Annotated in this window: 17 protein-coding genes; 13 read left to right on the top strand and 4 right to left on the bottom strand. The window is 73.2% G+C overall.

The window, feature by feature from the left end; translation table 11 throughout:
• Nucleotides 1-96: 96 nt before the first annotated feature.
• The 8 genes from ACZ7OU_RS38935 (at nt 97) to ACZ7OU_RS38900 (ending at nt 11,176) form a co-directional block, all read left to right on the top strand.
• Nucleotides 97-891, top strand: a complete 795-nt coding sequence (locus ACZ7OU_RS38935; protein WP_470246340.1) for a GntR family transcriptional regulator — start codon at nt 97-99, stop codon at nt 889-891.
• Between the two features lie 62 nt (nt 892-953).
• A complete protein-coding gene (locus ACZ7OU_RS38930; RefSeq protein ID WP_470259151.1) occupies nt 954-1,976 on the top strand; it encodes a ferritin-like domain-containing protein in 1,023 nt (340 codons plus the stop codon).
• Nucleotides 1,977-2,023: 47 nt separating this feature from the next.
• Nucleotides 2,024-3,334 (top strand): hypothetical protein, encoded by a 1,311-nt coding sequence (locus tag ACZ7OU_RS38925; protein WP_470259150.1) that lies wholly within the window; start codon nt 2,024-2,026, stop codon nt 3,332-3,334.
• Nucleotides 3,331-4,332, top strand: a complete 1,002-nt coding sequence (locus ACZ7OU_RS38920) for a hypothetical protein (protein ID WP_470259149.1) — start codon at nt 3,331-3,333, stop codon at nt 4,330-4,332. Before ACZ7OU_RS38925 ends, ACZ7OU_RS38920 begins: the two co-directional genes overlap by 4 nt.
• Nucleotide 4,333: 1 nt before the next feature.
• A complete protein-coding gene (locus ACZ7OU_RS38915) occupies nt 4,334-7,294 on the top strand; it encodes an ATP-binding protein (protein ID WP_470259148.1) in 2,961 nt (986 codons plus the stop codon).
• A gap of 52 nt (nt 7,295-7,346) precedes the next feature.
• Entirely contained in the window at nt 7,347-7,874 is a 528-nt protein-coding gene (locus tag ACZ7OU_RS38910) for a hypothetical protein (protein ID WP_470259147.1), read from the top strand.
• A 9-nt stretch (nt 7,875-7,883) separates the two neighbouring features.
• Entirely contained in the window at nt 7,884-8,717 is an 834-nt protein-coding gene (locus ACZ7OU_RS38905; protein ID WP_470259146.1) for a DUF3592 domain-containing protein, read from the top strand.
• Between the two features lie 92 nt (nt 8,718-8,809).
• A complete protein-coding gene (locus tag ACZ7OU_RS38900; RefSeq protein WP_470259145.1) occupies nt 8,810-11,176 on the top strand; it encodes a penicillin acylase family protein in 2,367 nt (788 codons plus the stop codon).
• A 19-nt stretch (nt 11,177-11,195) separates the two neighbouring features.
• Here ACZ7OU_RS38900 and ACZ7OU_RS38895 read toward each other — a convergent pair whose 3' ends face one another.
• Genes ACZ7OU_RS38895 through ACZ7OU_RS38885 form a run of 3 tightly spaced genes read right to left on the bottom strand, consistent with a single transcriptional unit; the run spans nt 11,196 to nt 13,485 of the window.
• On the bottom strand, nt 11,196-12,401 hold the full coding sequence (locus tag ACZ7OU_RS38895) for an RNA polymerase sigma factor (protein ID WP_470259144.1): 1,206 nt from the start codon (nt 12,399-12,401) through the stop codon (nt 11,196-11,198).
• Nucleotides 12,398-12,751 carry a YciI family protein gene (locus ACZ7OU_RS38890; RefSeq protein WP_470259671.1) on the bottom strand — a complete coding sequence of 118 codons (354 nt, stop codon included), beginning with the start codon at nt 12,749-12,751 and terminating at the stop codon, nt 12,398-12,400. The genes ACZ7OU_RS38895 and ACZ7OU_RS38890 overlap by 4 nt, the downstream gene beginning before the upstream one ends.
• Before the next feature lie 23 nt (nt 12,752-12,774).
• Nucleotides 12,775-13,485, bottom strand: coding sequence for a dihydrofolate reductase family protein (locus ACZ7OU_RS38885; protein ID WP_470259143.1), 711 nt, complete (start codon nt 13,483-13,485; stop codon nt 12,775-12,777).
• A 123-nt stretch (nt 13,486-13,608) separates the two neighbouring features.
• Between ACZ7OU_RS38885 and ACZ7OU_RS38880 the strand changes: the two genes are divergently transcribed.
• The 5 genes from ACZ7OU_RS38880 (at nt 13,609) to ACZ7OU_RS38860 (ending at nt 25,604) form a co-directional block, all read left to right on the top strand.
• A complete protein-coding gene (locus ACZ7OU_RS38880; RefSeq protein ID WP_470246350.1) occupies nt 13,609-13,959 on the top strand; it encodes a TraR/DksA family transcriptional regulator in 351 nt (116 codons plus the stop codon).
• Between the two features lie 146 nt (nt 13,960-14,105).
• Complete coding sequence (locus ACZ7OU_RS38875; protein ID WP_470259142.1) at nt 14,106-18,011, top strand: family 78 glycoside hydrolase catalytic domain; 3,906 nt, start codon at nt 14,106-14,108, stop codon at nt 18,009-18,011.
• Nucleotides 18,012-18,071: 60 nt separating this feature from the next.
• Nucleotides 18,072-21,092, top strand: coding sequence for a DEAD/DEAH box helicase (locus tag ACZ7OU_RS38870; RefSeq protein WP_470259141.1), 3,021 nt, complete (start codon nt 18,072-18,074; stop codon nt 21,090-21,092).
• Nucleotides 21,085-21,819 (top strand): SWIM zinc finger family protein, encoded by a 735-nt coding sequence (locus tag ACZ7OU_RS38865; protein ID WP_470259140.1) that lies wholly within the window; start codon nt 21,085-21,087, stop codon nt 21,817-21,819. The genes ACZ7OU_RS38870 and ACZ7OU_RS38865 overlap by 8 nt, the downstream gene beginning before the upstream one ends.
• Nucleotides 21,820-21,902: 83 nt before the next feature.
• The gene (locus ACZ7OU_RS38860) at nt 21,903-25,604 is read left to right on the top strand and encodes a S8 family serine peptidase (protein ID WP_470259139.1); all 3,702 of its coding nucleotides are present in this window, start codon (nt 21,903-21,905) and stop codon (nt 25,602-25,604) included.
• Here the strand turns inward: ACZ7OU_RS38860 and ACZ7OU_RS38855 are convergent.
• Nucleotides 25,591-26,625 carry a helix-turn-helix domain-containing protein gene (locus ACZ7OU_RS38855; protein WP_470259138.1) on the bottom strand — a complete coding sequence of 345 codons (1,035 nt, stop codon included), beginning with the start codon at nt 26,623-26,625 and terminating at the stop codon, nt 25,591-25,593. The two genes, ACZ7OU_RS38860 and ACZ7OU_RS38855, sit on opposite strands and share 14 nt — an antisense overlap.
• Nucleotides 26,626-26,650 lie beyond the last annotated feature (25 nt).

Here is a 26,650-nt window from a genome sequence, read left to right as displayed (position 1 = left end):
CCGGAATCGACGGTGCCAGCGGCCGGAGACTTTGTCAAGACATATGGACAACAGGTCATCCCTACCGGTGACGCGGATGGCGGTAGGCTTCCGGCGGTGAGCACCCCTCCGCCGTCGTCCCGCGTGGACGTCACGCACCCGGCCTGGGACCCCGGCCGGGAGATCGTGCTGGACCCGGGCAGCCCCGAACCGCTCTACCACCAGGTCTCGCAGCAGCTGCACGCCGCGATCGAGGACGGTAGGCTTCCGGCGGGGGCCCGGCTGGGCAACGAGGTGGACCTGGCGGCGAACCTGCGGCTGTCGCGCCCGACCGTGCGCCAGGCGATCCAGACGCTGGTCAACCAGGGCCTGCTGGTGCGGCGGCGCGGCGTCGGCACCCAGGTCGTCCGGACGAAGGTGGCGCGGCCGCTGCGGCTGAGCAGCCTGTTCGACGACCTCTCGGGGCTCGGCGGCAAGCCGGAGTCGGTGGTGCTGGCCAACAACGTCGAGGACGCTGACGCCGAGGTGGCCGCGCTGCTGGAGGCGCCGGGCCTGACGCGGGTGCGACGGCTGACGCGCATCCGCTCGACCGACGGCGAGCCGCTCGCCCTGATGAACAACTACCTGCCCGACGGCGTCATCGACCCGACGGACGAGGAGCTGCGCGCCAAGGGCCTCTACCAGCTGCTGCGCTCGGCGGGGGTCCGGCTGCACGCGGCGGAGCAGCACATCGGCGCCCGGCTGGCGACCGAAGAGGACGCGGAGCTGCTGGACGAACCGCCGGGCGCGGCCCTGCTGACCATGCAGCGCACGACGTACGACGACACCGGACGCGTGGTCGAGTACGGCTGGCACGTCTACCGCGCGTCCCGCTACGCGTTCAACCTCTCCCTGACCAACGGCCCTCAGTAGTCACAAGCCGGGGCGGCGTCTTGTCTCAGCTGCCGCAACCGACCTGACGAACCGAGGTAGCCATGGACACGCTGGACGATCTCCGCCGCCACCTGCAGTGGGCGATCGAGCTGGAGCACGCGACCATTCCCCCGTACCTGTGCGCGCTGTACTCGCTGGACCCGGGCCGCAACCCCGAAGCCGTGCGGGTGGTCGGGTCGGTGCTGGCGGAGGAGATGCTGCACCTCGCGCTGGCCGCGAACCTGCTCAACGCCGTGGGTGGGTCGCCCCAGCTCGACACCCCCGCGCTCCTGCCGCCCTACCCGCATCCGCTGCCGCACGGCGACCGTTCCGTGCACGTCCACCTGGCGCCGTTCGGCCCCGAAGCGCTCGACCTGTTCCTGCGCATCGAGCAGCCCGCGTCGGCGGAGGCGCCGCCCGAATCGGACGAGTACGAGACGATCGGCCAGTTCTACGCCGCCATCGAGGCCGGCTTCCGCGACCTGTGCGACGAGCTGGGCGAAGCCGCGGTCTTCACGGGCGACCCGGCCCGGCAGGTCGACGCGTTCCACCTCCGGGGCGGCGGCGGTGAGGTCATCGCCGTCCACGACCTGAAGACCGCACTGGCGGCGCTGGCGGAGGTCGTCGAGCAGGGCGAGGGCGCGGCCCGAACCGACGTCTGGGACGGCGACCGCGACGTCTTCCACCCCGAGCGCGAGGAGGTGGCGCACTACTACCGCTTCCGGGAGCTGAGCCTCGGCCGCCGGTACCGCACCGGGGACACGCCGGCGTCCGGGCCGACGGGCGAGAAGATCGAGGTCGACCTCGACGGGGTGCTGCCGATGCGGCCGAACCCGCGGACGGCCGACTACCCGGAGGGCAGCGTGGTCCGGGTGGCGCAGGAGGCCTTCAACCAGACCTACAGCTTGCTGCTTTACCAGCTGGAGCAGGCTTTCACCGGCGACCCGGGGCAGCTGGGGGCCTCGGTCGGCACGATGTACGCGCTGCGGGCGCAGGCGGTGGCGTTGATGAAGCTGCCCAGCGGCGACGGGCGGACGACCGCGGGGCCGACCTTCGAGTACGTGCCGCCGGAGCAGCGCGTCTGAGCCGGGGTCCCGATCACGTAAGGTGCGGTCGTGGGGAGGGGACGGCGGTGACGGGATCGGGCAAGCCCCGGCCGCGCTCGGCCGTGCTCGCCGCCGCGTGGCAGCGGATTCCCGGCCTCGACGTCCTCTCGGCCGGCGACGGCGGCCCGCTGACCCGCACGGTCAAGAAGATCGTCGACCCCCTCGTCGTCCGCACCGCCGCGCGGCCGAAGCTGGGCCGGCCGCTGCTCGAGCCCGCCGCGGCGGCCGAGCTCATCGAGCTGATCCTCGCCGACGCGCCGCGGCTGCGGGCGACCGCCGCGTGGTTCGGGCACCTCAAGCGGCAGCGCCGGGCCCTGCGCATCACCGCGGGCAACGTCCAGGACGTGTGCTTCCCCTTGGCGTACGAGCTCGCGACGGGACTCGGCATGCCCGGACCGGAAGCACCGGAGACCGCGGCGGCGGCGTTGCGCGAGCTGCACGGCGAAGGCGATGAAGCCGGCGTCACGCAGCTCACCGCGTACCTCGCCGATCCCCGGGCGGCCGCGGACCTGACGGCCGGGCTGCACCGCCGCTGGCACGCCGACGCCGGTCTCGCGCCGGACGACGCCGCCGTGCTGCTCGGCGAGTTCGCGGACAGCCTCACGGATGCCGCGTGGCTGGCGGGTTCCGCCGCCGGGCACGCGCTCGGCCTCGCGCTGCGGCAGCCCGGGGGAGCCGGCGCGCTCGCCCGGGCCGCCGAGGTCGTGTCCGGCTCGCCGCCGCCGGATCTCGGTCTGCAGCGCGGGGATCGCACCGCCGTCCCGCCGCTGCGGCGGCAAGATGAAGCCGGTCCGGAACTGCTCGAACGCAGCGTCGAACGGCGGGTGCGCGCCACCCTGCGGCGGCTGCCCGCCGGCGAACGGGGTGACGTCGCCGGCCTCGTCGACGACGAAGCCCGCCGCGTCGTCGCCGGGTTCGGGCTCGGGATGCCCGCCCTGGCCACGTGTTTCGCGCTCGGCGTCGTCCTCGCGCCCGCCCTCCGGCCGCTCGACGGCGTCGCGCCCGGACCGGCCCCCGGATTCGCGCGGCAGCTCAACGCCCAGGTCGCGCGCGAGGGGTACGTGCTCCACGCGCGCCGGGCGCTGGCCGGCACCACGCCGCTCACCCCGCGTCCCGACGCCGAGCTGGTGCGCGAGCTGCGGGAGTTCGGCAAGCAGTTCCTCGGCCGGCTGTGGATCCGCCTGCACGGCTTCGACGTGCGCGGTGACCTCCCGGCCGACGCCGCGGACGTGCGGGACCTCGTCACCGGCGTCGTCCGGTCGACCTCGCTGGACCTGCGGACGAAGGTGCGCCGCGCGCTCGTGGCCCGCCTGCCGGACCTGGAGGCCGTCTCGTGACGCACCCCGTGCACACACCCGTCGTCGCGGCGGACGGCGGCCTCGTCCGCTTCGCCCTCGCCGACCTGCTCGCCGGCGTGCCCGGCTCGATGCGCGTCGAGCTCACCGACGCGGCGGCCGCGGAGCCGTGGCTGACGCGGCTAGTCGGGGAGGAACACGCCCTGGAGGCGCTCGCGTCCGGACACGTCGAGGTTCCCACTAGGCCCGAACTGGCGACTCTCGCGCTTCTGCTGTGGGCCCGCCGGTGGTGGCCCGCGAGCCCGGCGCTCGGCATTCCCGCGCTGGACCCGGCGCTGCTGGACCTCGAAGCCGCCGTCGCCACCTCGGCCGTGGCCGAAGGCATGCTCGACGGCTTCGAAGCCACGCCCGCGGAACTGTTCGACGCGGCCGTCGAAGGACTCGCCGCGACGCCCGTCGCCGACGAAGTCCGTGACTTGTGCACGCGGTTGTCGGCCTGGTTCGACGAGCAGGACGACGTCGAACGCGCCGAAGCCGCGGGTCGGGTGGCGGCCGCCGCGATGCCGGGTCAGCGCGCGTACGCACTGGCCGCGGGCACCGGTTCCGGCCCGGCCAGGGAGGGCGTCGTCGCCGAAGGCCGGGCGAGCGTCGACTGGGCGCGGGTGCCGCCGGGCGTCCTCGATGCCGCGGACGACACCGTGACCTGGCGGGTCGTCGCGGCGCCGACGGCTGTCCGGCTCGAGGTCGAGGTCGCCGGGGCGTTCGCCGACGCGACGCTGTCCGCGTTCGCGACCCGCGACGGCGAGGTGGTCGCGGAAGTCCCTCTGCAGCTGGGAGTCGGGCGGTTCGCCGGTGCCGTCGACCTGGCCGACGCGCGTTCCGTCCACTTCGGACTCGTCATCGGCGTGACGGCCGAAGACCTCATCGGGACGACGGCGGCGGACCGGGCCGCGGTGGTGTCGCTGGCGCGGGCACGCGAGGCGTTGCCGCCGGAGGCTCGGACACTGGCCGAGCGCGCGGCCGCCGACGGGGAGTTCTGACGTGCTCGCCGGGCTGCCGCCGCCGCTCACCCCGCCGGACCGGCCCCTGCCGGACGAGCTGGCCGGGGCGAGTTCGCACGGCTACAACTGCCGCTGCGTCGCTGTGCACTTCGGCCTGGACCCGGCGGCTTATAGCGAACTGCCCGCGTGCTCGCTCACCGAGGCCGAGTACCGGCAACTGCACGGCGAGGCCGTCGAGGTCCAGCAGGAGGCCAAGCGGCTCGCCGCGGCCCGGGACATCGTTGGCGCACAACGGTTGTACGGCCGGATGCGGCAGCTCGCGCACCAGCTGGACCGCAGCGATCTCGAACTCGCGGCCGTCAGCGACCTGGCGACGGTCTGCTACTCCGCGGGCGACCTGCGCAACGCCCGGCAGTGCGCCGAAGCCGTCCTCGCGGCCTTCCGGGTGAGCACGGCCGCTGCCGTCCACTTCGGACAGTACGCCGAGATCAGGATGCTCGAAGGGTCCCGCGAGGTGGCCGATCGCGTGCTGATCTCGCTGTCCACCGAGGAGGGTGACGTCGCACGGGCTCGTGAGCTGATCGCGGGACAGCGGCACCGGGCGGCCCTGCGGAAGGCGGCCGGACCGGAGCAGTACCCGCCCGAACTGCTCGACCCGGACGGCACGGACGAGCTGGAGCTGCGGATCCTCGAGGCGCGCGTCCGAGTCGCCGCCGGGGATCCGGCCGGGGCGCTGAGCGCGCTCGAGGAGATCCTGAGCGAGCCGGCCTGCGAGCGGAAGCCTTCCCTGAAGGCGATGGCCCAGGCCGAACGCGCCCGCCTGCGCCGGGCCGGCGGTCAGGACGCCGACGCGCGCGCCGATCTGGTCCGGCTCGCCACCGGCCACTCGGCCAAGTACGCCATCGAACTGGCCGCCGACCGGGCGTCGGGCGGCGACTTCCCGGGCGCGGTGGCGGCGATCGTCGCCGCCCGCGACGAGCTCGCGGCGGCGGGCGCGACCGGCGACGTGGCGGAGGCGAGCCACGCGCTGGGGACGGTGCTGCTGCTCGCGGGCGACGCCCGGCAGGCACGGGACCAGTTCGAGCACGCGGGGAAGATCTGGACGGCCCACGAAGACACGCCCGGTTTGCGCCGGCTCGACGTGGCGCTGGCCCGGTGCGCCGCGGCCGAGGGTGACTGGAAGACGGCCGAGGACCACGCGACGCGAGCGCGAGAGTCGGCGCGCGCGTCCGGTGAGTGGCTGGAGTGCCTGCACACGGACTTCGTCGCGGCCACGATCGGCTACGCCCGCGGCGACGACCCGCGCGGGCTGCTCGACCTGCTGCTGCCGCTGGCACTGGCGGCGGCGGACTACCGCTTCGAGTTCACGTCGCCGCGGGCTCGCACGGCGTGGGCGCGCGACGTCGCGGGACCGGCGACCGCACTGCTGATGGCGGTGCTGGCCCGGCTGAAGGAGCCGAGGCTGGCGGCGGAGCTGATCGAACGCACCTGCGCCGTCGGGGCCTACACGGAGGGACCGTCGCTCGACCTCACCGGGACGGTGCCTTCGCTCGAGGTGGCGCCCACCGGTGACCGGCTTCCGCTCGCCGCACTGGGCACCGTCACGGCGTCGTTGCCGTTGCGCCTGGCCCCGCCGCCCGCCCTGCGGTGGTCCCCGGGCTCGCCGATGGAGCTCGACCGCTGGCTCGACGTCGCCGCCGAGCGATACTCCCTGTCCCGCGAGGAGACCCCGGTCGTGCGCACCTGGCCGGACACCGAGCGGGAGACGTTCCTCCTGCGCTACGCCGACGCCGGGCACACCTACCTCACCTGGCGGACCACCGGTGACCTCGACGACGTCCACACGCACCCGGTCGACGCCGTCCTGGTCGCGACGGCGCGGGAGTACCTGGACGCCGCGTCCCCGACGCCGCACGAGGGCGAGAGCGTCCCCGACGCCGTCGGGCGAGCGCTGACAGCGTTCGCCGGCGAACAACGGCTGGCCCGGGTGCTCGGCCTGAACCTGCTGCCGGCCGACCTCGTCTCACGACTGCGGGAAGCCGCCGCCGACGGACGGCGTCCGCTGCTGCGCGTCCAGCCGTCGCCGAGCCTCGCCGCGGTGCCGTGGGGGCTGCTCGCCCTGCCCGACCGGCGGCCGGACCACGCGCTCGAACCCGGCGCGGAAGGCAGCTGCTTCGACGGCGACGAGCGCGTCCTCGACGTCGCCGACGTTTCGCTGCTCGCTCCCGTCGGGATCCCGCGACGGACACCGGCGCCGCCCGGGCCACCGGTCTACCTGCTCGACCCGCGGATCCCCGGCCAGAGCGCGTTCGGTGAGCTGGGCTCGGTGCTGGGCAAGCAGGATCCGGCGTCGCCGCTGATCCGCCACCTCGACGCGCGGCTCGCCGGCGGTCCGGTCCGGCCGGCCGCGACCCGGGGCCTCGATCTGGTCCGCCGCACCGACACCGACCGGCGGCTGCTCGCGCGGCTGCTGGCCGAGCCGTGCTCGCGGCTGGTGTTCGTGGGGCACGTCAGCCAGGTCCGCGACGACCACGGCGCGCAGACGGCGCTGCACCTGTCCTGTGCGGCCGAGCTGCCAGGTACCGCCGCGCCGATCGGTGCGCACCGGCCCTTCACCGCCGCGGACCTCGCCCTGTCCGAAGTGGTCGCGATGCCGGCGCGGGTGGCCCTGATCGGCTGTGCCAGTGCGAGTGACTTCGGCCTGGCCGAGCCGTTCGGCGTGCTGCTCGCGGCCGTCGCGGCCGGGGCCCGGCTGGCGGCCGCGACGGTGTGGGCGCTGCCGACGTCGGCGGCGGTGCCCGGCGCGGACCCGATGGCCGAGCTGGTGATCGCCGTCGACACGGCACTGGCCGGCGACGACCCGGTCGCCGAGCTCTGCGCGTGGCAGCGGACCCGGCTCGCACGGTGGCGCGAACGGGCCGAGCCGGACTGCTCGCCGGTCTTCTGGGCCGCTCTGACCTGCCTCGATGCCTCCGACGACGGGCAAACCTGGGTTCGGTAGCGGCCGGCCCGCCCGAAGCTGTGTGCACACCACACGGCGAAAGGCGGGACCGATGTTCAAGAAGATCCGCGACAAGGTCAACGAGGCCACCCAGCAGGGCATGGCTCGCGGCGCACAGGACTTCCGGCAGCACGCGGAGCAGTTCCGGCAGGCCGCGGCGGCGCAGGGGTACGACATCACCCCGCAGCTGCCGACGCCGCAGCTGGCCGCGCAGGCGATGCGGGGCATGGCCGCCGACCCGGACCTGGCGGCGTTCATCGCGCTGCCGCCCGAGGAGCAGCTGCGCCAGCAGCAGGAGCTGCAGGCCTACGGCTCCGAGCTGCGACGGCTGTACGACACGTGCGAGCCGGCCACGCTGGTGATCCGCGCACTGGAGCCGACCGGCCGGACCGTTGCCGGGCAGGCGCGGTACACGGCGACACTGGAGGTCACCCGCGCCGACGGCACCACCTACCGGACGGTGACCCCGCTGATCACGCCGCAGGCGACGATCCAGCAGTACGCGCCCGGCACCCGGCACGACGCCCGCGTCGACCCCGCCGACCCGGCGAAGGTCGCCGTGTTCGGCCCGATCGACTAGGCGGCCGCCGTGTTCGGATTCGTTCCCGGGCTCGTGGACCCGCCCCGGCGGGGCCGCCGGTCCGCGCGGCGGCTGTGGCTGCTCGGGATCCCGACGACGCTCGCCTGGGCCGCCGCGGGCTGGTCCGGGTCGCTCGGGATCCTGGACAGCTTCCGGCTGATGTCGCTGAACCGCCTCGACGCGTGGGGGGCCGACGCGGGCTCGGCGGCATCACTGGTGCTGTTCTTCAGCGTGGCGGTGACGGTGGCCTCGTCACTGGGGTTCGCGATGCTCTGGAGCGCCGGGCTGTCGCTGGACGGCGTCGGCCTCGGCTTCCGGGCGGGCTCGCTGACGGCGTCACTGGGCGTGGCGCTGGGCGGCGGCGTCGCGATCCCGTCGTGGACCCCGCCGGAGTCGGTGGGACAGCGGCTGCCGTTCCTCGACGGCGAGGCGGAGCCGTGGTCGGACGTGGACTGGGTCGTCTACTACGAGCCGTACCTCGTCCCGGCGGTGGCCGCGCTGGTGGCGCTGGTGACGATCGTGGTGCTGCTGCGGGCGTTCCTGCGGCAGGCGGAGGCGGACGACCGGGTGGAAGGGCTGCGGCAGCGGGGGCGGCAGGTCACCGGTCAGGTGGTGCACGTCGAGTTCACCAACGTCTGGGTGATGGGCAACCCGCGGTTCGTCGTCCACGTCCGCTTCCCGACGGAGACGGGGGACCGCACGGTCGTGGCGACGATGGTGACCTCGCTGTTCCAGGCACCGTCCCGCGGTGCGGCGGTGACGGTGCGGTACGACCCGCAGGACCCGGAAAGTGTGCTGGTGGAACCGGTTGGGACGGCGTTTCCGGGGCCGGCATCCGGCTAGCCGCCAACCCCTAAGGGGCTCGTGGGAGCGGGCCGGCGGCCGGTAGACATATCGGACTAACCCGGACTCGACTCCCGAACGAGGAGATTCCCATGTCCCCACGCCGGCCGGTCTTCCGCGGCCTGATCCTCGCCTTGGTCGTGCTCTGCCTGGCGCCGATTCCGGGCGTGGCAGCCGCGACCGGGCCGCGGTACGCCGTCGCCGGGCTGCACCGGCCGGTCGACCTGCTCGTCGACAAGTGGGGCGTGCCGCACATCTACGCGGCCGACACCAGTGACCTCTTCTTCGCCCAGGGCTTCAACATCGCCCGTGACCGGCTGTTCCAGGTCGACACCTGGCGCCGCCGCGGGCTCGGGATGCTCAGCGAGGTGCTCGGTCCGTCCTATGTGGAGCAGGATCGCGCCGCCCGGCTGTTCCTCTACCGCGGTGACATGGACGCCGAGTGGGCGTCCTACGGTCCGGAGGGCAGGCTGGCCGCCACCCGGTTCGCCGAGGGCATCAACTCCTACGTCGACTGGCTGGGCCGCAACCCGTCCGCGCTCCCGCCGGAGTTCGCGAAGCTCGGCTACCAGCCCGCCCACTGGCGCCCGCAGGACGTGGTGCGGATCCGCACGCACGCCATCGGCGAGAACCTGATGTGGGAGGTCGCCCGCGCGAAGCTGGTCTGCCTGGCCGGCCCCGGCGCGAGCCGCTACCTGCGTTCCCTCCACCCGGACCACGAGGCCGCGGTGCCCGCCGGGCTCGACCCGTGCTCGGTGCCCGACGACGTGCTCAAGGTGTACGACCTCGCGACCGCCGCGGTGAACTTCACCGGCAGCGGCTTCCGGACCGAGACCAAGGACATCGCCGACGCGACCGCTGGCAGCAACGCCTGGGCGATCGGGCCGGGGCGCACCGCGTCGGGGCGTCCCATCCTGGCCAACGACCCGCACCGCGGCGCGGACGCCCTGCCGTCCGGCCGGTACGTCGCGCAGCTGTCGGCCCCCGGGCTGAACCTCGCCGGCGCGGGCGAGCCGTGGAACCCCGGAATCGCCATCGGGCACAACGAGAACATCGCGTTCGGCCTGACCAACCTGCCGATCGACCAGACCGACCTCTACGTCTACGACCTCGACCCGGACGACCCCACCCGCTACCGCTACGGCACCGGCTGGGAGAAGATGACCACGGTCACCGAGCCCATCGCGGTGCGCGGCGGCACGCCGGTCACCAAGGACCTGTCCTTCACCCGGCACGGCCCGATCGTCAAGGTCGACGAGGCGGCGCACAAGGCGTTCGCGGTCCGCACGGCGTGGACGCAGCCGGGCGCGTCGGCCTACCTGGGTAGCCTGAACTACCAGCGGGCCAAGAACTTCGGCGAGTTCACCGCGGGCATGCGGACCTGGGGGACGCCGGGCTCGAACCTCGCCTACGCCGACGTGCGCGGCAACATCGGCTACGTCCCGGCGGGGCTGACGCCGCGTCGCACCGGCGCGGACTACGACGGCCTGCTGCCCGTCCCCGGCGACGGCCGCTACGACTGGAACGGCTTCTACGCGAACAGCGAGCTGCCGGGCCAGTACAACCCGCCGTCGGGGTACTTCGCCTCGGCCAACGACTTCAACATCCCGCCGGGGCACCCGGTGGTGTCCAACTACGAATGGCAGCTGCCCTACCGCAAGCAGCGCATCGACGAGCTGATCGAGTCGAAGCCGGGTGCGACCGTCGCCGATTCGCTCGCGCTGCAGAAGGACGAGAAGTCGCTGGTGGCCACGCAACTCGTGGAGTTCGTGCGCGGGCTGTCGTCGACGGACCCGGACACCGCGAAGGCACTGGAGCTGCTGCGCGGCTGGGACGGCGTCGCGTCGGCGGATTCGCCGGCGGCCGCGCTGTACGAGACGTGGATCATGAAGTACCTGCACTACGTCTGGGCGCACGCGGTGCTGCCGCAGGCCGCGGCGGACGCACTGGTCCGCACCATCAACCCCGACTTCAGCCTGATCATCGCGTCCTTCAAGGACCCGGCGAACTGGCTCGGCCCGGACGGCGCGGCGGTGCGCGACCAGCTGATCCTGACCTCGCTGCCGGTGGCCTTCCGCGACGTCGCCGGCCAGCTCGGCCCGGACCCCTCGACGTGGCACTGGGGCACGTTGCACCACAACGAGTTCAAGCACCCCCTGGGCAGCCCGAACGTCGGTCCCACCCCGATCGGCGGCGACTACCACACGATCCACCCGTCGTTCTTCCACCCGCTGACGTACGCCCAGATCATCGGGGCGACGTTCAAGATGGCCCTGGACGTCGGCAACTGGAACGGCTCGGCGGCGATCAACGCACCGGGGCAGTCGGGAGACCCGCGCAGCCCGCACTACAGCGACTTGAACGCGCTGTGGGCCTCGGGCGGGTCGTTCCCGTTGCTGTACAGCCGCGGCGAGGTCGAACGCAACCTGGACCAGCGGATCCGGCTGATGCCGGCGTGACGACGTGCCGGGCGGCCGGTCACCCCAGCCGGGCGGCGCGGGTCAGGAGGTGGCGGCGCTCGGGTTCGCTCGTGGTGCGGCGGGCCGCCTCGCGGTAGCCCGTGCGCGCCGCGTCGTGGTCGCCGGCCAGCTCCAGCAGGTGGGCTCGCACCGACACCAGGTGGTGCGAAGCGGAAATCCGCTCGTCGGCCGAGAGGGCGTCGAGCAGGGCCAGCCCCGCCGCGGCGCCGTGGACCTCGGCCACCGCCACCGCCCGGTTGAGCGTCACCGTCGGGTTGGGGGCCACGCGCTCGAGCACCGTGTAGAGGGCCAGGATCTGCGGCCAGTCGGTGGCTGAGGCGGTAGCCGCCTCGTCGTGGACGGCGGCGATCGCGGCCTGGAGCTGGTACGGACCGATCGGGCCCTTCGCCAGAGTGGCGGTCACCAGGGCCACGCCCTCGGTGATGGCTTCGGCGTCCCAAAGCGACCGGTCCTGCTCGCTCAGCGGCACCAGCGACCCGTCGGAAGCCGTCCGGGCCCGGCGGCGGGCGTCGGTCAGCAGCAGGAGGCCCAGGAGCCCGGCCACCTCGCCGTCGGCGGGGACCAGCCGGTGCAGCTCGCGGGCCAGCCGGATCGCCTCGGCCGTCAGCTCGGCCCGCACCAGCCGTGTCCCCGACGTCGCCGTGTAGCCCTCGTTGAAGACGAGGTAGACGACCTGGAGCACGACGCCGAGCCGCTGCGCCTGCTCGGCCGGCGGCGGCAGGTCGAAGCCGGCGCCGGCCGCCTTGATGCGCTGTTTCGCCCGGCTGATGCGCTGCGCCATGGTCGCCTCGGGCACGAGGAAGGCCCGGGCGATCTCGGCGGTCGACAGGCCGCCGACGGCCCGCAGGGTCAGCGCGACCTGCGACGGCGGCGTCAGCGCCGGGTGGCAGCACAGGAACAGCAGCGTGAGGGTGTCGTCGTCGGCGGAGCCGGCGTCGCCGGCGGGCGGAGTGCGGAGGGCGTCGGCCTCCTCCCGCCGGCGACGGGCCGCGTCGCTGCGCACCTGGTCGGCGAGGCGCCGCGACGCCACCGTCACCAGCCAGGCCCGGGGGTTCTCCGGCCACCCCTCCGCCGGCCACTGGGCCGCGGCCGCCGCCAGCGATTCCTGGACGGCGTCCTCGCAGGCGTCGAACTGGCCGTAGCGGCGCACCAGCGCGCCGAGCACCTCCGGGACGAGCCGCCGGACGGCCTGCCAGTCGGTCACGGCTCGACGTTGGCCTCGTGCATGAGCGGCCGGACCTCGACACCCCAGTGGCGCGCCGACGGGTTGCGGGCCGCGATCTCCAGCGCCCGGTCCAGGCTGTCGCAGTCGAGGATCGTGAAGCTGCCGAGGTACTCCTTGGCCTCGGCGTACGGGCCGTCGGTCACCACCGGCGTCCCGCCGTCGACCCGGACCATCTTGGAGTTCATCTGGTCGGCCATGCCGTAGGCGCCGACCAGCTCACCGGACTCGAACAGCTCCTGGTTGAGGGCATCGGTCTCGCGGATGAGCTCGGCGAGGTTCTCCGCGCCGATCGAGGTGAAGGCTTCCTCGTTGCCGTAGATCAGCAGCATGTATTTCACGGCTCGTTCCTCTCTCACCGGCCGACCAGTTCGCCACTGGCCCCGCGATCGTCCAGCACCAGCTTCGACCGCCCGGTGACGGTATAGCGGATGTGGGTGACCCCGGGCGACTCGACGACCCGGACGGGGACCAGCTCGATGCCCTCGTCGGGGCCGAGGCCGAGACCGGGGCCGAGCAGGCGCTGGCCGTCACCCAGCAGCACCGGGGCGATGTGCAGGTCGAGCTGGTCGAGCAGCCCGGCGGCCAGCACCTGGCGCAGGAGCTCCCCACCGCCGGCGATCGCCACGTCCTTGTCGCCGGCGGCGTCCCGGGCCAGCTCGACGGCCCGCTCGAGCCCTTCGGTGACGAAGGTGAAGGACGTGCCACCCTGGCGTTCGAGCACCTCCCGGTGACGGTGGGTGACGACGAACGCCGGGGCGTGGAACGGCGGCTCGTCGCCCCAGGGGACCTCGCCGGCGTCGAACATCCGCCGGCCCATCACGTAGGCGCCGGCCGCCGCGAAGGTCTCCTCGACGATCTCCGAGTCGGCCGACCGCTCGCCGCCGGCGAAGCCCTGCCGCTCGCGCCACGCCGCGGCGTCGACGGCCCAGCGGGTGACCCGGAAGAAGCCGGGCGCTTCGGGCCCGCGCATCCAGCCGCTCATGTCGTGGGGGTGCCGCGGGTCGCGCGGTCCGGTGTAGAAGCCGTCGAGGGACACCGACATCTGGGCGGTCACCTGGGTCATCGTTCGTGCTCCTGTCGTGGTGGGCGGCCCATCTCGGCCGCCGATGCCCACTGGTCGGAGCCGATCGCCCGTTCTCGACACGGGCCGGCGAGAAAAAATGAGCTTTCGTGGTTCGCTGGGGGTATGACGGAGGCGGAGCAGCTCGACCTGATCGCGCGGGCGCGGGCCGAGACCGCGCGGCTGGCCGCCGCCCTCGCCCGGCAGCGGGACGGGATCGTCGAGGCGTCGGAGTTCACCAGCAACGACGACGAGCACGACCCGGAAGGCGTGACGATCGCCTTCGAGCGGGCGCAGGTCCAGGCCCTCCTGAGGCAGGCCCAGGACGACCTCGCGGACCTCGACCGCGCCGAGGAACGCGTCCGCGCCGGCACTTACGAAACCTGCGAACGCTGCGGCGGCCCGATCGCGGAAGAGCGGCTCGAGGCCCTCCCGGCGACGCGGATCTGCATCGCCTGCGCGAACAAGGCGCGCTGAGCTGATCGAGTGTCTTCTCCGGCGTCAGCCGGACAGGATCGACGCCGTTTCTTGTTTCCCCGCGAAGTTGTCGGTAGACAGTCCCTCGGCTGATTGAAACGTTTTAGTAGCGGCGGGAGACGGTCATGCGGCGGTCGGGAACCTCGATGAAGAGACGGGCCGTCGTCGTCGCGCTCGCGCTCGCCGCGGCGGTCGTGCCCGCCACGGCCGCGAGCGCGGAGCCCGCGCACCGCGGCCTGCTGCCGCCGACCGCGCTGCGTGCCGACGGCCAGGCGTCGGACGTCCTGGTGGGGAGTCCACGGCCGACGCTGGCGTGGACGGTGAACGACACCGGCCGCGCGGAAACCCAGACGGCGTACGAAATCCGCGTCGACGGCCCGCGCTCCCACTGGGACTCCGGTCGCGTGGTTTCGGGCAACTCGGTCGACGTCGCCTACGCCGGACCCGCCCTCGACAGCGACCGCACCTACGAATGGTCGGTGCGGACCTGGAACAGCGAAGGCCGGCAGTCGCCGTGGTCGGCGCCCGCCCGCTTCGACACCGGCCTGCTCCAGCCGGCCGACTGGTCCGCGTGGTGGCTGCAGGTCGACGACGGCGCGCTCGTCCGCGGCACCTTCGACGTCGCCAAGCCGGTCGCCCGCGCCCGGCTGTACTTCGGCGCGCAGGGGGTCGCCGAGCCGCACGTCAACGGCGCCCGCGTCCGGCCCGAGCAGGTGCTCGACTCCGCCGTCACCGACTACGCCGCGCGCGTGCTCTACCGCGACCTCGACGTCACGAAGCTGCTCAAGCCCGGCCGCAACGCGCTCGCGTTCATGGCGGGGAAGGGCCAGTACACCGGCCGGCCGGCGCTCGTCGCCCAGGTCGACGTCACCTACACCGACGGCTCGACCGCGCGCTTCGGCACCGGCACCGACTGGAAGGCGCACGCCGGCCCGGTGACCGGCGACGACTTCTACTACGGCGAAACCTACGACGCCCGCAAGGAGATCGCGGGCTGGGACGCGGCCGGGTTCGACGCCACCGCCTGGCCCACCGCGCACGCCGTCGCCCCCGCGTCCCACCGTCAGAGCCTGGCGCAGGGCAAGCCGGTGACGGCGTCGGACACGACCTCCTGCTGCGGCTGGTCCCCGGCGGCCGCGACCGACGGCATCGACGGCTCGATCGACGCCTCGGAGGGTTTCCACTCCGCCATCGAATCCAGTGCCGACACCACGAAATGGGCCCAGGTCGACCTCGGCTCGGCCCAGCAGATCGGCTCGGTGGCGCTGTTCCCGGCGCGGCCGACCAACGACCCCGCGGGGGACTTCCCCGGCGCCGGCTTCCCGGTGCGCTACCGCGTCCAGGTCAGCGACGACCCGGCGTTCGCCACCGCGACCACGGTCGCCGATCGCACGGATTCCGACCAGGCCAACCCGGGCACCGCGGCCGTCACGCTGCCCGCGAACGTCACCGGCCGGTACGTCCGGGTGACCGCGACGAAGCTCGCCTGCGCCGGCTCGAGCTGCACGTTCAGGCTGGCGGAGATCGGCGTCCACGGCCCGGACCCCGCGGTGGTCGACAGCGGCGTCACGCGGCTGCAAGCCGACATCACGCCGCCGACCCGGATCGTCGCGAACTTCGCGCCGGTCAAGGAAACCCGACCCGCGCCGGGGGTGCGCGTCTACGACTTCGGCCAGAACCGCACCGGCCAGGCGACGCTGCGGGCGGCCCAGCCCGCCGGGACGACGGCGACGCTGAAGAAGGGTGAGATCCTCGACGCCGGTGGCCGCGTCTCGACCGCGAACATCAGCTTCAACGGCTCAGAACCACCCCGGCAGACCGACCACTACACGTTCAGCGGCATCGGCACGGAGACCTACCTGCCGCACTTCAACTACGCCGGTTTCCGCTACGCCGAGCTGACCGGCGTCCCCGACGACGCCGCCGTCACCGTGACCGCGCAGGAGATCCACACCGATGTCGCCTCGACGGGCCGGTTCGGCACCTCGGACCCGGGGCTCGACCGGATCCAGGCCGCCGTCACGCAGACGCAGCTGAACAACCTCGAGTCGATCCAGATGGACTGCCCGACGCGGGAACGCCACGGCTGGCTCGGCGACGCCGCCGACTCCGACCAGGAGGCGATGGCCGACTTCGACATGCAGGCGTTCTACACGAAGTGGCTGGGTGACATGGTGACCAGCCGGAACGCCGATGGCAGCCTCCCTTCGGTCGCGCCGGTCAACGGCCGCACCGACTGGTCCACCGACCCCGCGTGGGGCACCGCGTACCCGCAGATCATCTGGGACTCCTACACCCAGTACGGAAACACGCAGCTGCTCGCGACGCACTACGACCACGTCAAGGCGTGGGTCGACTACCTCGGCACGATCAGCGACGCCGACCACGTCGTCGTCGACCCGCCGACGTCCTGGGGCGACGACTGGCTTTCGACGGTCAGCACCCCGCACGGCTACTTCCAGACCGGGTTCTCGTACTTCGACGCGACGCTGCTCGCGAAGATGGCCGGAGTCCTGGGCAAGCAGGCCGACGCCGCGAAGTACACCGCCTTGTCCGGCCAGATCGCCCAAGGCTTCCTCAAGCGGTTCTACTCCGCCGACACCGGCGTCTTCGGCACCGGGACGCAGCTGTCCTACGCCCTGCCGCTGGTCTTCGGGCTCGTCCCGGCCGGCCGCGAACAGTCCACTGTGGACCGCCTGGTCGGCGACATCGCCGCCCACCAGAACCACGTCACGACCGGGTTCGTCGGCACGACGCTCGTGTTCCAGGCGCTGGGGAAGTACCAGCGCAACGACGTCGCGCTCGCGATCGCCCAGCGCACCGACTACCCGAGCTTCGGCTACATGGTGAACCAGGGCCCCGGGACCATCTGGGAGAAGTGGGACAACTCCTCGGCGCCGGACGGCACGTCGTCGAAGGACCACATCGGCCTCGGCGGCGCGATCGGGCAGTGGTTCCAGCAGCAGCTGGCCGGCATCCAGCCCGGCTCGCCCGGCTGGCGCGAGTTCACCCTCGCACCCGCCGTCGCCGGGAACCTCACGCACGTGACGGCGTCGCAGCAGACCGTGCGGGGGACCGTCGCCAGCTCGTGGCAGCGCGACGGCAGCACCCTCACCTACCACGCGGTGGTTCCCGTCGGTGCGAAAGCGACGATCCGGCTGCCGTTGCTCGGCGGCAAGCAGTCGACGGTGCGGGAGAGCGGGCGGACGATCTTCGCCGACGGCCACGCCGCCCAGTCCGACCCCGGCCTGACGGTCGGCCGGGCCGACGACGAGACGCTCACCCTGACCGCCGGTTCGGGCGACTACACGTTCACCGTGACGCCGCCGCGCACGCCGTTCACCCGGCTCGCGCTCACCACGGGCACCCCGGCCGCCATCACCGCGGGCGGCAGCGGCGACGTCCCGGTGGTCGTCGAAGGACGGTCCACTGTGGCCGGTCAGGCGACGCTCGGCGCGCAGGTGCCCGCGGGCTGGACCGCGACGACGACCGCGATCCCGTTGACCCCGGCCACTTCCGAGACGCCGGGGAGCGTGCGGATCACCGTGCCCGCCGGAACCAAGAGCGGCCTGTACCCGGTGACCATCACCGTGAAGCCCCCTCGCGGAGACGCGGTGAAGACGATGGTGACCGTGCCGGTGTTCGGCAGCTGGGCGAGCGGCACGACGGCTGCGGCGTCGAGCGAGCACGCGCCGAACGTCGTCAACGGCGCGACCCGGACGTACGGGGCGTCGAACGCGATCGACCACGACCTCGCGACGTTCTGGAACGACGACACCGACAACCGGTACCCCGACACGCTGACCGTCACGGCGCCCGCCGCGACCGCGCTGACCGGCGTCGGCTTCGCGTCCAACCCGGACGGCGTCCCGACCGACTTCACCGTCCAGACCTGGGACGGCGGCCAGTGGGCCGACCAGGTCCACGTGACCGGCAACACCGCCGTCTCCCGGTGGATCCCGTTCCCGGCGCCCGTGACCACGGCTCAGGTGCGCATCGTCGTCGCGGCCGCGCAGAACACCTTCACGAGGATCGCGGAGGTGACGCCGTGACGCGGCGTCCGCCGTGCGACGATCTGGGGGAACCCCGATCGGACGAAGGAGCCCCCGACCTTGCCCTTGGTGCACGCACTGTGGTCCCCGGGCCGGGGTCTGCTGCTGTGGGCGGAGCACGACCGGGGTCCGGCCGGCACGTCGAGCCGGTCGGCGCACATCGCGCTCCCGCATCCCTTCGCGGTCTCCAGCGCGAAGCTGACCGCTCTGCACCCCGGCAAGCCCACCTCGGCGACCTTGCTGCTGCCGTCGCGGGCGAACCGGCCGCTCGCCTCCTCGGAGGCGACGGGCGGTAAGCGGCGTGGCCCGGCGCCGTCGCTGCGGCCGTGGTCGGTGCCGGCGTTGATCGTGGACGCCACCGAGCTGGACGACCTCGACGACTCCGCGTCGTACGGCGCTTCGGTCACCTACCTGCGGGCGGTCGCCCGCCTGGCCGCGGATCTGGTGCGGCGCGGGCGGGTCCTGCCGACGCTGGTCCGCCAGGGCGACGCGGCGGAGGCCCGGTGGCGCCCGGTGCTGCAGGGCGTCGACTTCGTCGCGTTCGACGCGCTGGTCGCGGCCATGCCGCCGGTCGGGCGGGCCGAGCAGGTCGCGCCGCTCACCGGGGCCTCGCCGCGTGCGCTCGTCACCGATGCCCTGCACACCCTGGTCGACACGGCGGTCCGGGACCGGCTGGCGCGCGCGGATCCGCCCGTCGACCTGGGCGGGGGCCAGGGTGCGGCCGGCGTGTGGTTGGCCGCTCTGCAGGGCGGCCTTCCCCGCGTCGAGCTCCCGCTGGGTGAGCTCGGTGTCCTGGCCGACGCCGTCGCGAAGTGGGACGAGGTCGCCGACACCGACGTCGTCGACGGCCGGGCCTGCTTCCGGCTGGCCGAAGTCGGCACCCTGCGTCGGCCGGCGGAGGACGACCCCGACGACCAGACCGGCGACGGCACCAAGTGGCAGCTGCAGTTCCTCCTGCGGTCGACGGCCGATCCGAGCCTGCTGCTGTCGGCCGGGCAGATCTGGTCGGGCGAGGCCAACGGGCTGGTCCGGGACCCGAAGGGGCTGCTGGTCGCCGAACTGGGCCGGGCCGCGCTGGTCGAGCCGATGCTGGCGCCGGCCGTGCGCCGGACCCGGCCGGCCGAGTACGACCTGACCGTCGAGGAAGCCGAACGGTTCCTCACCTCGGGTGCGACCCGGCTGGTCGAGGCCGGGTTCGAGGTGCAGCTGCCGGCCACCTGGGATGGCAGGCGCCGGCTCGGGCTCCGGCTCTCCGTCCGCAGCACGCCGTCGGAGCAGGTCGTCACCCGCAGCCGGGTGGGCCGCGACGAGCTGGCCGCGTTCCGCTGGTCGATCGCGGTGGGCGACGCCGAAATCGGCGAGGAGGAGCTGGCCAGGCTCGTCGCGGCCAAGACTCCGCTGGTGCGGCTGCGGGGGAGGTGGATCAGCGTCGACGCCGACCGCCTCCGCGCCGGCCTCGAGTTCCTGCGCCGCGACCCGCACCGGCACACCGGGGGCCCCACCGCGGCCGAGCTGCTGGAGCTCGTCCACGCCGGGCCGGAGACGCCGCTCCCGGTCACCGGCGTCAGCGCCGACGGCTGGGTCGGGGACGTCCTGGCCGAGCGGGTTCCCCAGAGGCTGCGGCCGGTCGAGCTGCCGCCGACGTTCCGCGCCACGCTGCGCCCCTACCAGCAGCGGGGTGTCGCCTGGCTGGCGTTCATGGCGTCGCTGGGACTCGGGGCATGCCTGGCCGACGACATGGGCCTCGGCAAGACCGTCCAGACGCTGGCTCTCGAGGCGCTCGAGCGTTCCGAGGGCGATCGCAAGCCGACGTTGGTGCTGTGCCCGATGTCGCTGGTCGGCATGTGGCAGCGGGAGGCGGCGAACTTCGCCCCGGAGCTGCGTGTCCTCGCCCACCACGGCGGCGCCCGCGCACACGGCGACCTGCTCGCCGAGCAGGTCGCCGCGGCCGACCTCGTCGTCACGACCTACGCGACCGCCGCCCGGGACGCGGACGAACTCGAGACGTTCACCTGGCGACGGCTGGTGCTCGACGAAGCGCACGCCGTCAAGAACGCCGACACCGCGACGGCCAAGGCGGTGCGGCGGTTCCCGGCCGGGCACCGCCTCGCGCTGACCGGCACCCCGGTCGAAAACCGGCTGGCGGACCTGTGGTCGGTGCTGGACCTGCTCAACCCCGGGCTGCTCGGCAGCAGGTTCGAGTTCCGGCAACGGTTCGCGGCCCCGATCGAGCGCGGCGGCGACACCGCCACGGCCGCCACGCTGCGCCGGCTCACGCAGCCGTACCTGCTGCGCCGGGTGAAGACGGACCCCGCGATCGTCCCGGAGCTGCCGGACAAGATCGAAATCCGGCAGGAGTACCGGCTCACCCGCGAACAGGGCACGCTCTACAGCGCGATCGTCGACGAGATGATGAAGAAGATCGAGAACAGCCAGGGCATCAAGCGCCGCGGCAACGTCCTCGCCGCGATCACGAAGCTCAAGCAGGTCTGCAACCACCCCGCGCACCTGCTGCACGACGGGTCCCCGATCGGGCGCCGCTCCGGCAAGGTCACCCGTCTCGAAGAGATCCTGGCGGAAATCCTGGCATCGGGGGACCGGGTGCTGTGCTTCACGCAGTACACCGAATTCGGCCACCTGCTCGTGCCCCACCTGACGGACCGGCTCGACGCCGAAGTCGCGTTTCTGCACGGTGGCTTGGCAAAAGGGGCGCGCGACGCGATCGTGGACCGCTTCCAGGCCGGCGACGGGCCGCGGATCCTCTTGCTCTCGCTCAAAGCGGGCGGCTCCGGGCTCACGCTGACCGCCGCCAGCCAGGTCCTGCACCTGGACCGCTGGTGGAACCCGGCCGTCGAGAACCAGGCCACCGACCGGGCGTTCCGGATCGGGCAGGGCCGGACCGTCCAGGTCCGGAAGTTCCTTTGCCCGGGCACCATCGAGGACCGCATCGACACCCTGATCACCAGGAAGCGCGCGCTCGCGGGGATGGTCGTCGGCGAGGGCGAAAGCGGGCTCACCGAACTGTCCGCGGACGCGCTGCGCGGGGTGCTGACCCTGGGGGAGGAGGCGATCGATGACTGAGCCGCTCCCGTGGTGGGCGACCCGGTTCATCCGGGCGTTGACGGCGGTCGGCGTCCTCCTGCCCGCTCGGGGCCGGGGGAGCGTCGTGTCCTTGGCCGTCGGCGCCGGGCGCGTCGACGCCGAGGTGCGGGACGAGCGCTCCTACCAGGTGCGGATCGGGCTGACGGCGTTCGGGAAAGCGGACTGGGCGGCGATCACCCATGCCCTCGCCGCGAAAGCGTCGGCGACGGTCCAGTTGCTCAGCGGCGAGCTGCCCCGGGACGTCGAGCAGATCTTCAAGGCGGTCCGGCTGCCGTTGTTCCCGTCGTCGGCGCGGGAGGTGTCCCTGGACTGCACCTGCCCGGACGCCGAGGTGCCGTGCGGCCACCTGAACGCCGTGTTCACCGCGCTCGTGGCCCGGGTCGGCGACGACCCGTTCACCCTCCTCGCGCTGCGCGGCCGGGACCGCGAAACGCTGCTCGAAGAGCTGAAGAACCGGCTCGTCTCCGCCGAGCCACTCGATCCCGACGACCGGTCGCCGGCCCTGACCGAGGTCATGGACACGTTCTTCGACTGCGGTGAGGCTCCGGGTCTCGGTGGCGCGGCGCCGCTGCACGGGCCGCGGACGTCGTCCGACGCGCTCCTGGACCAGGCCCCGCCGTTCGCGATCACGGTGGGCGGCGAAGCCGTCGCCGAGCTGCTCCGGCCGGTGTACCGGGTGCTCGGCGACGGACGCCGGGGCCCGTGACCGGCTGACGAAGATGCGACGTGTCGTGATTCGGACGCCGCCGCCCTAGTGACGAACGACGGTGCCGGCGCGAGCCTGGTGCGATGCACTGGAGATCACGTGTTCTGGTCCTGGCCTGCGCCGGCACCCTGGCCGCGGGCACCGCCGGCGTCGCGAACGCGACCCCCGGCCCGCAAGCGGCACCGTCTCCCGCGGGCGTCGAACGGCATTCGGTCACCCTGCTCACCGGTGACGTCGTCCAGGTCGAACGGCAGCCCGGCGGCAAGCAGGCGGCCACCGTCCAGCCCGCGCCGGGCCGGGAGAAGATCCGCTTCCACCAGCAGGAGGTCGACGGCCACCTCAGCGTCTTCCCCGAGGACGTCGCCCCGCGGCTGGGCTCGAAGCAGGTCGACCGGAACCTCTTCGACGTCACCGAACTGATCGCCGAGGGCTACGCCGACGAGCAGTCGAAGACGCTCCCGCTGATCCTCACCTACCGGAAGGGCGCGGACCTCCGCACCGCCGAGGCAGCTCCGGCGGCCGCCGAGCTCGGCGCGACGCTGACCAGCGTCAACGGCCGTTCCGCGCGGGCCAGCAAGGCCAACGCCACCGCGTTCTGGGCCTCGTCCGCGGGCACCGCGATCGAACGGATCTCCCTGGACCGCAAGGTCCGCGCGTCCCTCGACCGGAGCGTCCCGCAGATCGGCGCCCCCGAAGCGTGGGCCGCGGGCTACGACGGCACCGGCACCACGGTCGCCGTGCTCGACACCGGCTACGACCCCACTCACCCCGACCTGGCCGGCCGGGTGAAGGAGGCGGTCAACTTCACGACCAGCCCCGACACCACCGACCACTTCGGCCACGGCACGCACGTCGCCTCGACGATCGCGGGCTCCGGCGCCGCGTCGGGCGGCCGGCTCAAGGGCGCCGCGCCGGGCGCGAAACTGCTCGTCGGCAAGGTGCTCGACGACGACGGCTTCGGCTACGAGTCCTGGGTCCTCGCCGGGATGGAGTGGGCGGCGCACTCCGGCGCCAAGGCGGTCAACATGAGCCTCGGCGGCGGTCCGACCGACGGCACCGACGCGCTCAGCCTCGGTCTCGACGCGCTCAGCGAGCAGACCGGCACGCTCTTCGTGGTGGCCGGCGGCAACGACGGCGAACAGGGCGCGTACACCATCGGCTCGCCCGGCACCGCCGAAGCCGCGCTGACGGTCGGCGCCGTCGGCCGCGACGAGAGCCTGGCGTCGTTCTCCAGCCGCGGTCCGCGCCTGGGCGACAACGCCGTCAAGCCCGACATCACCGCGCCCGGCGTCGGCATCGTCGCCGCCCGCGCCGCGGGGACCGCCATGGGCGACGTCGTCGACGACCACTACACCGCCGCGTCCGGCACCTCGATGGCGACGCCGCACGTCGCCGGCGCGGTGGCGATCCTCGCCCAGCAGCACCCCGACTGGCCGGGCAGCCGGCTCAAGGACGCGCTGGCCAGCACTTCCCTGACCGCCAACGGGCTCTCGGTGTTCGAGCAGGGCGGCGGCCGGGTCGACGTGGCCCGCGCGGTGAAGCAGCAGGTCTTCGCCACCGGCACGGTCGACCTCGGCGCGGTCGAGGACGGCAAGGCGCCGGTGTCCCAAGAGGTCACCTACACCAACGTCGGCACCACGCCGGTCTCGCTGAAGCTCGCCCTCGACGCGAAGTCCCTCGCCGGCGTCCCGGCCGCCGACGGGATCCGGATCGACAAATCCACTGTGGACGTTCCGGCCGGCGGCCGGACCACCGTCACGATCACCGGCGACCCGGCGAAACTGGCGGCGGGCACCTACAGCGGGCGGCTCACCGCGACCGCGGCGGGCGTGGTCGCGCACACCGCGCTCGGCGCGGACAAGACCGCGCCGAAGCACAAGGTCACCTTCACCGCTCTCGACGTGCACGGCAAGCCGGCCGTCGCGCCGTGGCTGCTGATGTACGGCGAGGACTACCGCTTCGACGTGAACACCTGGCTGGCCGGCGACGGTCTGACGGTCGAAGTCGGCGCGGGCGTGTACTACCTGACCGCGCAGGTCAACGGCACCGAAGACGGCCTGACCGCCTACCAGGTCGTCCAGCCGGAGATCCGGGTCACCGGCGACACGACCGTCGTGCTGGACGCCCGCAAGGCGGTGAAGGTGGAGATCGAGACCCCGAAACCGTCGGAACAGGCCGGGATCTGGAGCTACTACACCTACCGGGAGCTCGGTCCGCGCAAGATCGCGAACTACGCCATGCAGTTCGACTACACCCGCGAACTCCGGGTCACCCCGACGCCGAAGGTGACGACCGGCGCCTTCGAGTTCGGCTCCCGCTGGTCGAGGATCGCCCCGCCGTTGACGGCGAACGTCCTCGGCAGCCGTGAACCGCTCACGACCCGCTACCTCGCCGGGTCGCCCAAGCTGGACGGCTGGCGGCTGCTGCAGGCCGTGTCCGCGGGGCAGGGCAAACCGGCGGACTTCAAGAACGTGCGCGGAAAGGCCGCGATCGTCGACCCGGACCCGGCGGACTACAACCGCGACGAGGTCTCCCGCGCCGCCGCGGACGCCGGGGCGGCGATCGTCTTCATCGTCGTGCCGGACGGCTGGGGGACCGCCTCGGTGCCGTCGGTCAGCGCGGCGCCGTTCCTGACGATCCCGACCGTCCAGCTCGACCGGGACGAGGGTGTGGCGCTCCTCGCCAAGATCAAGCGCTTCCCGGCTTTCCTGAGCCTGGAGGGGATCGCGGTCAGCCCGTACCTCTACGACGTGGTGCAGACCGAGCGCGACCGGATCCCGGAGAAGATCGTCCACAAGGTCACCGCGGCGAACACCGCGACCGTCACCACCCACTACCGCCAGACCGGCAGCGGCGGCGAGGCCAAGGAACAGCGGTTCGCCTGGAAGCCGTGGCAGGACTTCGCCGTCAACGAGTACCAGCGGTACGTGGCGACGCCGTCGACCCGGGAGGAGTACGTCAGCTCCGGGGACATCCAGTGGCAGCACCGGGTCAAGCACGGCCTGATCTGGGACGAGATGTCGCCACTCGACGGCGGCATGACCACGGCACCGCGCACGTACACGGGCAAGGAAAACGTCACCGAGGACTGGTTCGCGCCGGTCGTCCGGCCCGCCATCCCGCGCGGCGTGCCGGGCATGGACTCGACCCGTGAGGGCGACAACCTCCGGATCAGGATCCCGGAGTTCGTCGACAGCCAGGCCGGCCACTACGGGTTCAACGAAGGCGACGACCAGGCCGGTCCGGCCACGACGTCGGCGAAGCTGTTCCACGACGGCAAGCTCGTGTCGGAACAGCCCTACGCGTGGGGCACCTTCCCCGCCGGGGCGGCCCCGGCAACCTACCGGCTCGACCTGGCGGTGCGGCGCGACTCGCCGGAGTGGCTGTTCGGCACCAGCACGCAGACGTCGTGGACGTTCCGCTCGGCGCGGTCGGCGTCGCCGGCGCTGCTTCCGTTGCTGCAGCTGGACTACGCGGTGGACGCCGACTCCGGCAACCGTCTCCCGGCCGGTCGCAAGGCCAGGATCGGCCTGACCGCGCGGTTCCAGGACGGGATGGCCGCGCCGGACGTGCGGTCGATGAAGGCCTGGGCGTCCTACGACGACGGCAGGACCTGGCGCGCCGTCGACGTCAAGCGCAGCGGGAAGTCCTACGAGGCCACGATCGACCACCCGGCGCTCGGCGCCACGAACAAGTACGTCGCGCTGCGGGTGCAGGCCACCGACAGCGCGGGCAACGCCGTCGACCAGACGGTGCTCCGGGCGTACGGGCTCAGCTCGAAATAGCGTCGTGCACGGGCTCCGGGTGCCTCCCGCCGGTTCGCGGCAGGAGGTGCCCGGGGCTCGGCTCGTCCAGCCAGCCGAGTTTGCTGGCCTGCCAGGCCAGCTGCATCCGGGTGTGGGCGTTGACCCGGCGCATCAGGTCCTGCAGGCGCCGCTGGACGGTCCGGTAGCTGACGTCGAGCTGCGTCGCGATCGACTTGTCGCTGACCCCGCCGATGAGCAGGGACAGCAGCCGTCGCTCGTCGGCGTCGAGGTGGCTCGTGGGCGCGGTGTCGCCGATCCGCAGCGGCGACGCGCGTTCCCAGTAGACCTCGAACAACGCGACCAGCGCGGACAGCAGGCTGCTTTCCCGGACGAGCGCGGCGGTGGGCTCGCCCGTGCTGTCGTGGCTGACCAGCGGGCACAGCGCCACCCGGCGGTCGGAGATGGCCAGGCGCACCGGCAGCTTCGAGATCGAGCGGGCGATCTCGCCGCCCTCGATCCCCTCCAGGACGTTGACGATCCGGCCGGGCTCTTCGAGCAGGCCGGTCTCGTAGATCACGCGGTAGCTCACGCCGCGGGCCAGCGCCAGCGCTTCCTCGATGTTCTCCGACGCCGCCATCGCGACGTTGCCCTCCAGGCAGAACCAGAGTGACTCTTCGCGGGCACCGCGCTGGATGCTGAGCGCCTGCCGCCGGATCGCGTCCACGCCGGTGATGACCTCGACGAGCTGCGCGGAGTCCCGCCGCCGCGCGCTCCCGCGGTACTCCTCGGCGAGCTGCGTCACCGCGGCCCGGGCGGCCTCCAGCTTCTCCTGGCCCCGCACCAGCAGCGGGCCGAGCGAGACGTCCGGCGGCGCGGAGACGTAGTGCTCGCCGGCCTTGCTGACGAGCCCCTTCGCCAGCAGGACCTCCAGGATCGGCTCCACCTCGCGGCGGCTCACGCCGGCCTTGCCCGCGAGCTCGGCGGGAGTGGTCCGGTACCCGCCGACGAGCACGCGGTAGACCCGTTCTTCGTCGGGAGTCATGCCCAGCGCTTCCAGCACAGTGCCTCCTAGCCACGCACGGCCA

The sequence above is a fragment of the Amycolatopsis sp. NPDC114505 genome (assembly GCF_055633615.1).
This window is presented reverse-complemented; position numbering and strand designations above follow the sequence as displayed.

Bases quoted from the DNA above. Each gene is read 5' to 3' on its own strand.
- ACZ7OU_RS38930 (WP_470259151.1), top strand. From the start codon at position 954: ATGGACACGCTGGACGATCTCCGCCGCCACCTGCAGTGGGCGATCGAG.
- ACZ7OU_RS38910 (WP_470259147.1), top strand. From the start codon at position 7,347: ATGTTCAAGAAGATCCGCGACAAGGTCAACGAGGCCACCCAGCAGGGC.
- ACZ7OU_RS38900 (WP_470259145.1), top strand. From the start codon at position 8,810: ATGTCCCCACGCCGGCCGGTCTTCCGCGGCCTGATCCTCGCCTTGGTC.
- ACZ7OU_RS38890 (WP_470259671.1), bottom strand. From the start codon at position 12,751: ATGCTGCTGATCTACGGCAACGAGGAAGCCTTCACCTCGATCGGCGCG.
- ACZ7OU_RS38885 (WP_470259143.1), bottom strand. From the start codon at position 13,485: ATGACCCAGGTGACCGCCCAGATGTCGGTGTCCCTCGACGGCTTCTAC.
- ACZ7OU_RS38880 (WP_470246350.1), top strand. From the start codon at position 13,609: ATGACGGAGGCGGAGCAGCTCGACCTGATCGCGCGGGCGCGGGCCGAG.
- ACZ7OU_RS38875 (WP_470259142.1), top strand. From the start codon at position 14,106: ATGAAGAGACGGGCCGTCGTCGTCGCGCTCGCGCTCGCCGCGGCGGTC.
- ACZ7OU_RS38865 (WP_470259140.1), top strand. From the start codon at position 21,085: ATGACTGAGCCGCTCCCGTGGTGGGCGACCCGGTTCATCCGGGCGTTG.
- ACZ7OU_RS38860 (WP_470259139.1), top strand. From the start codon at position 21,903: ATGCACTGGAGATCACGTGTTCTGGTCCTGGCCTGCGCCGGCACCCTG.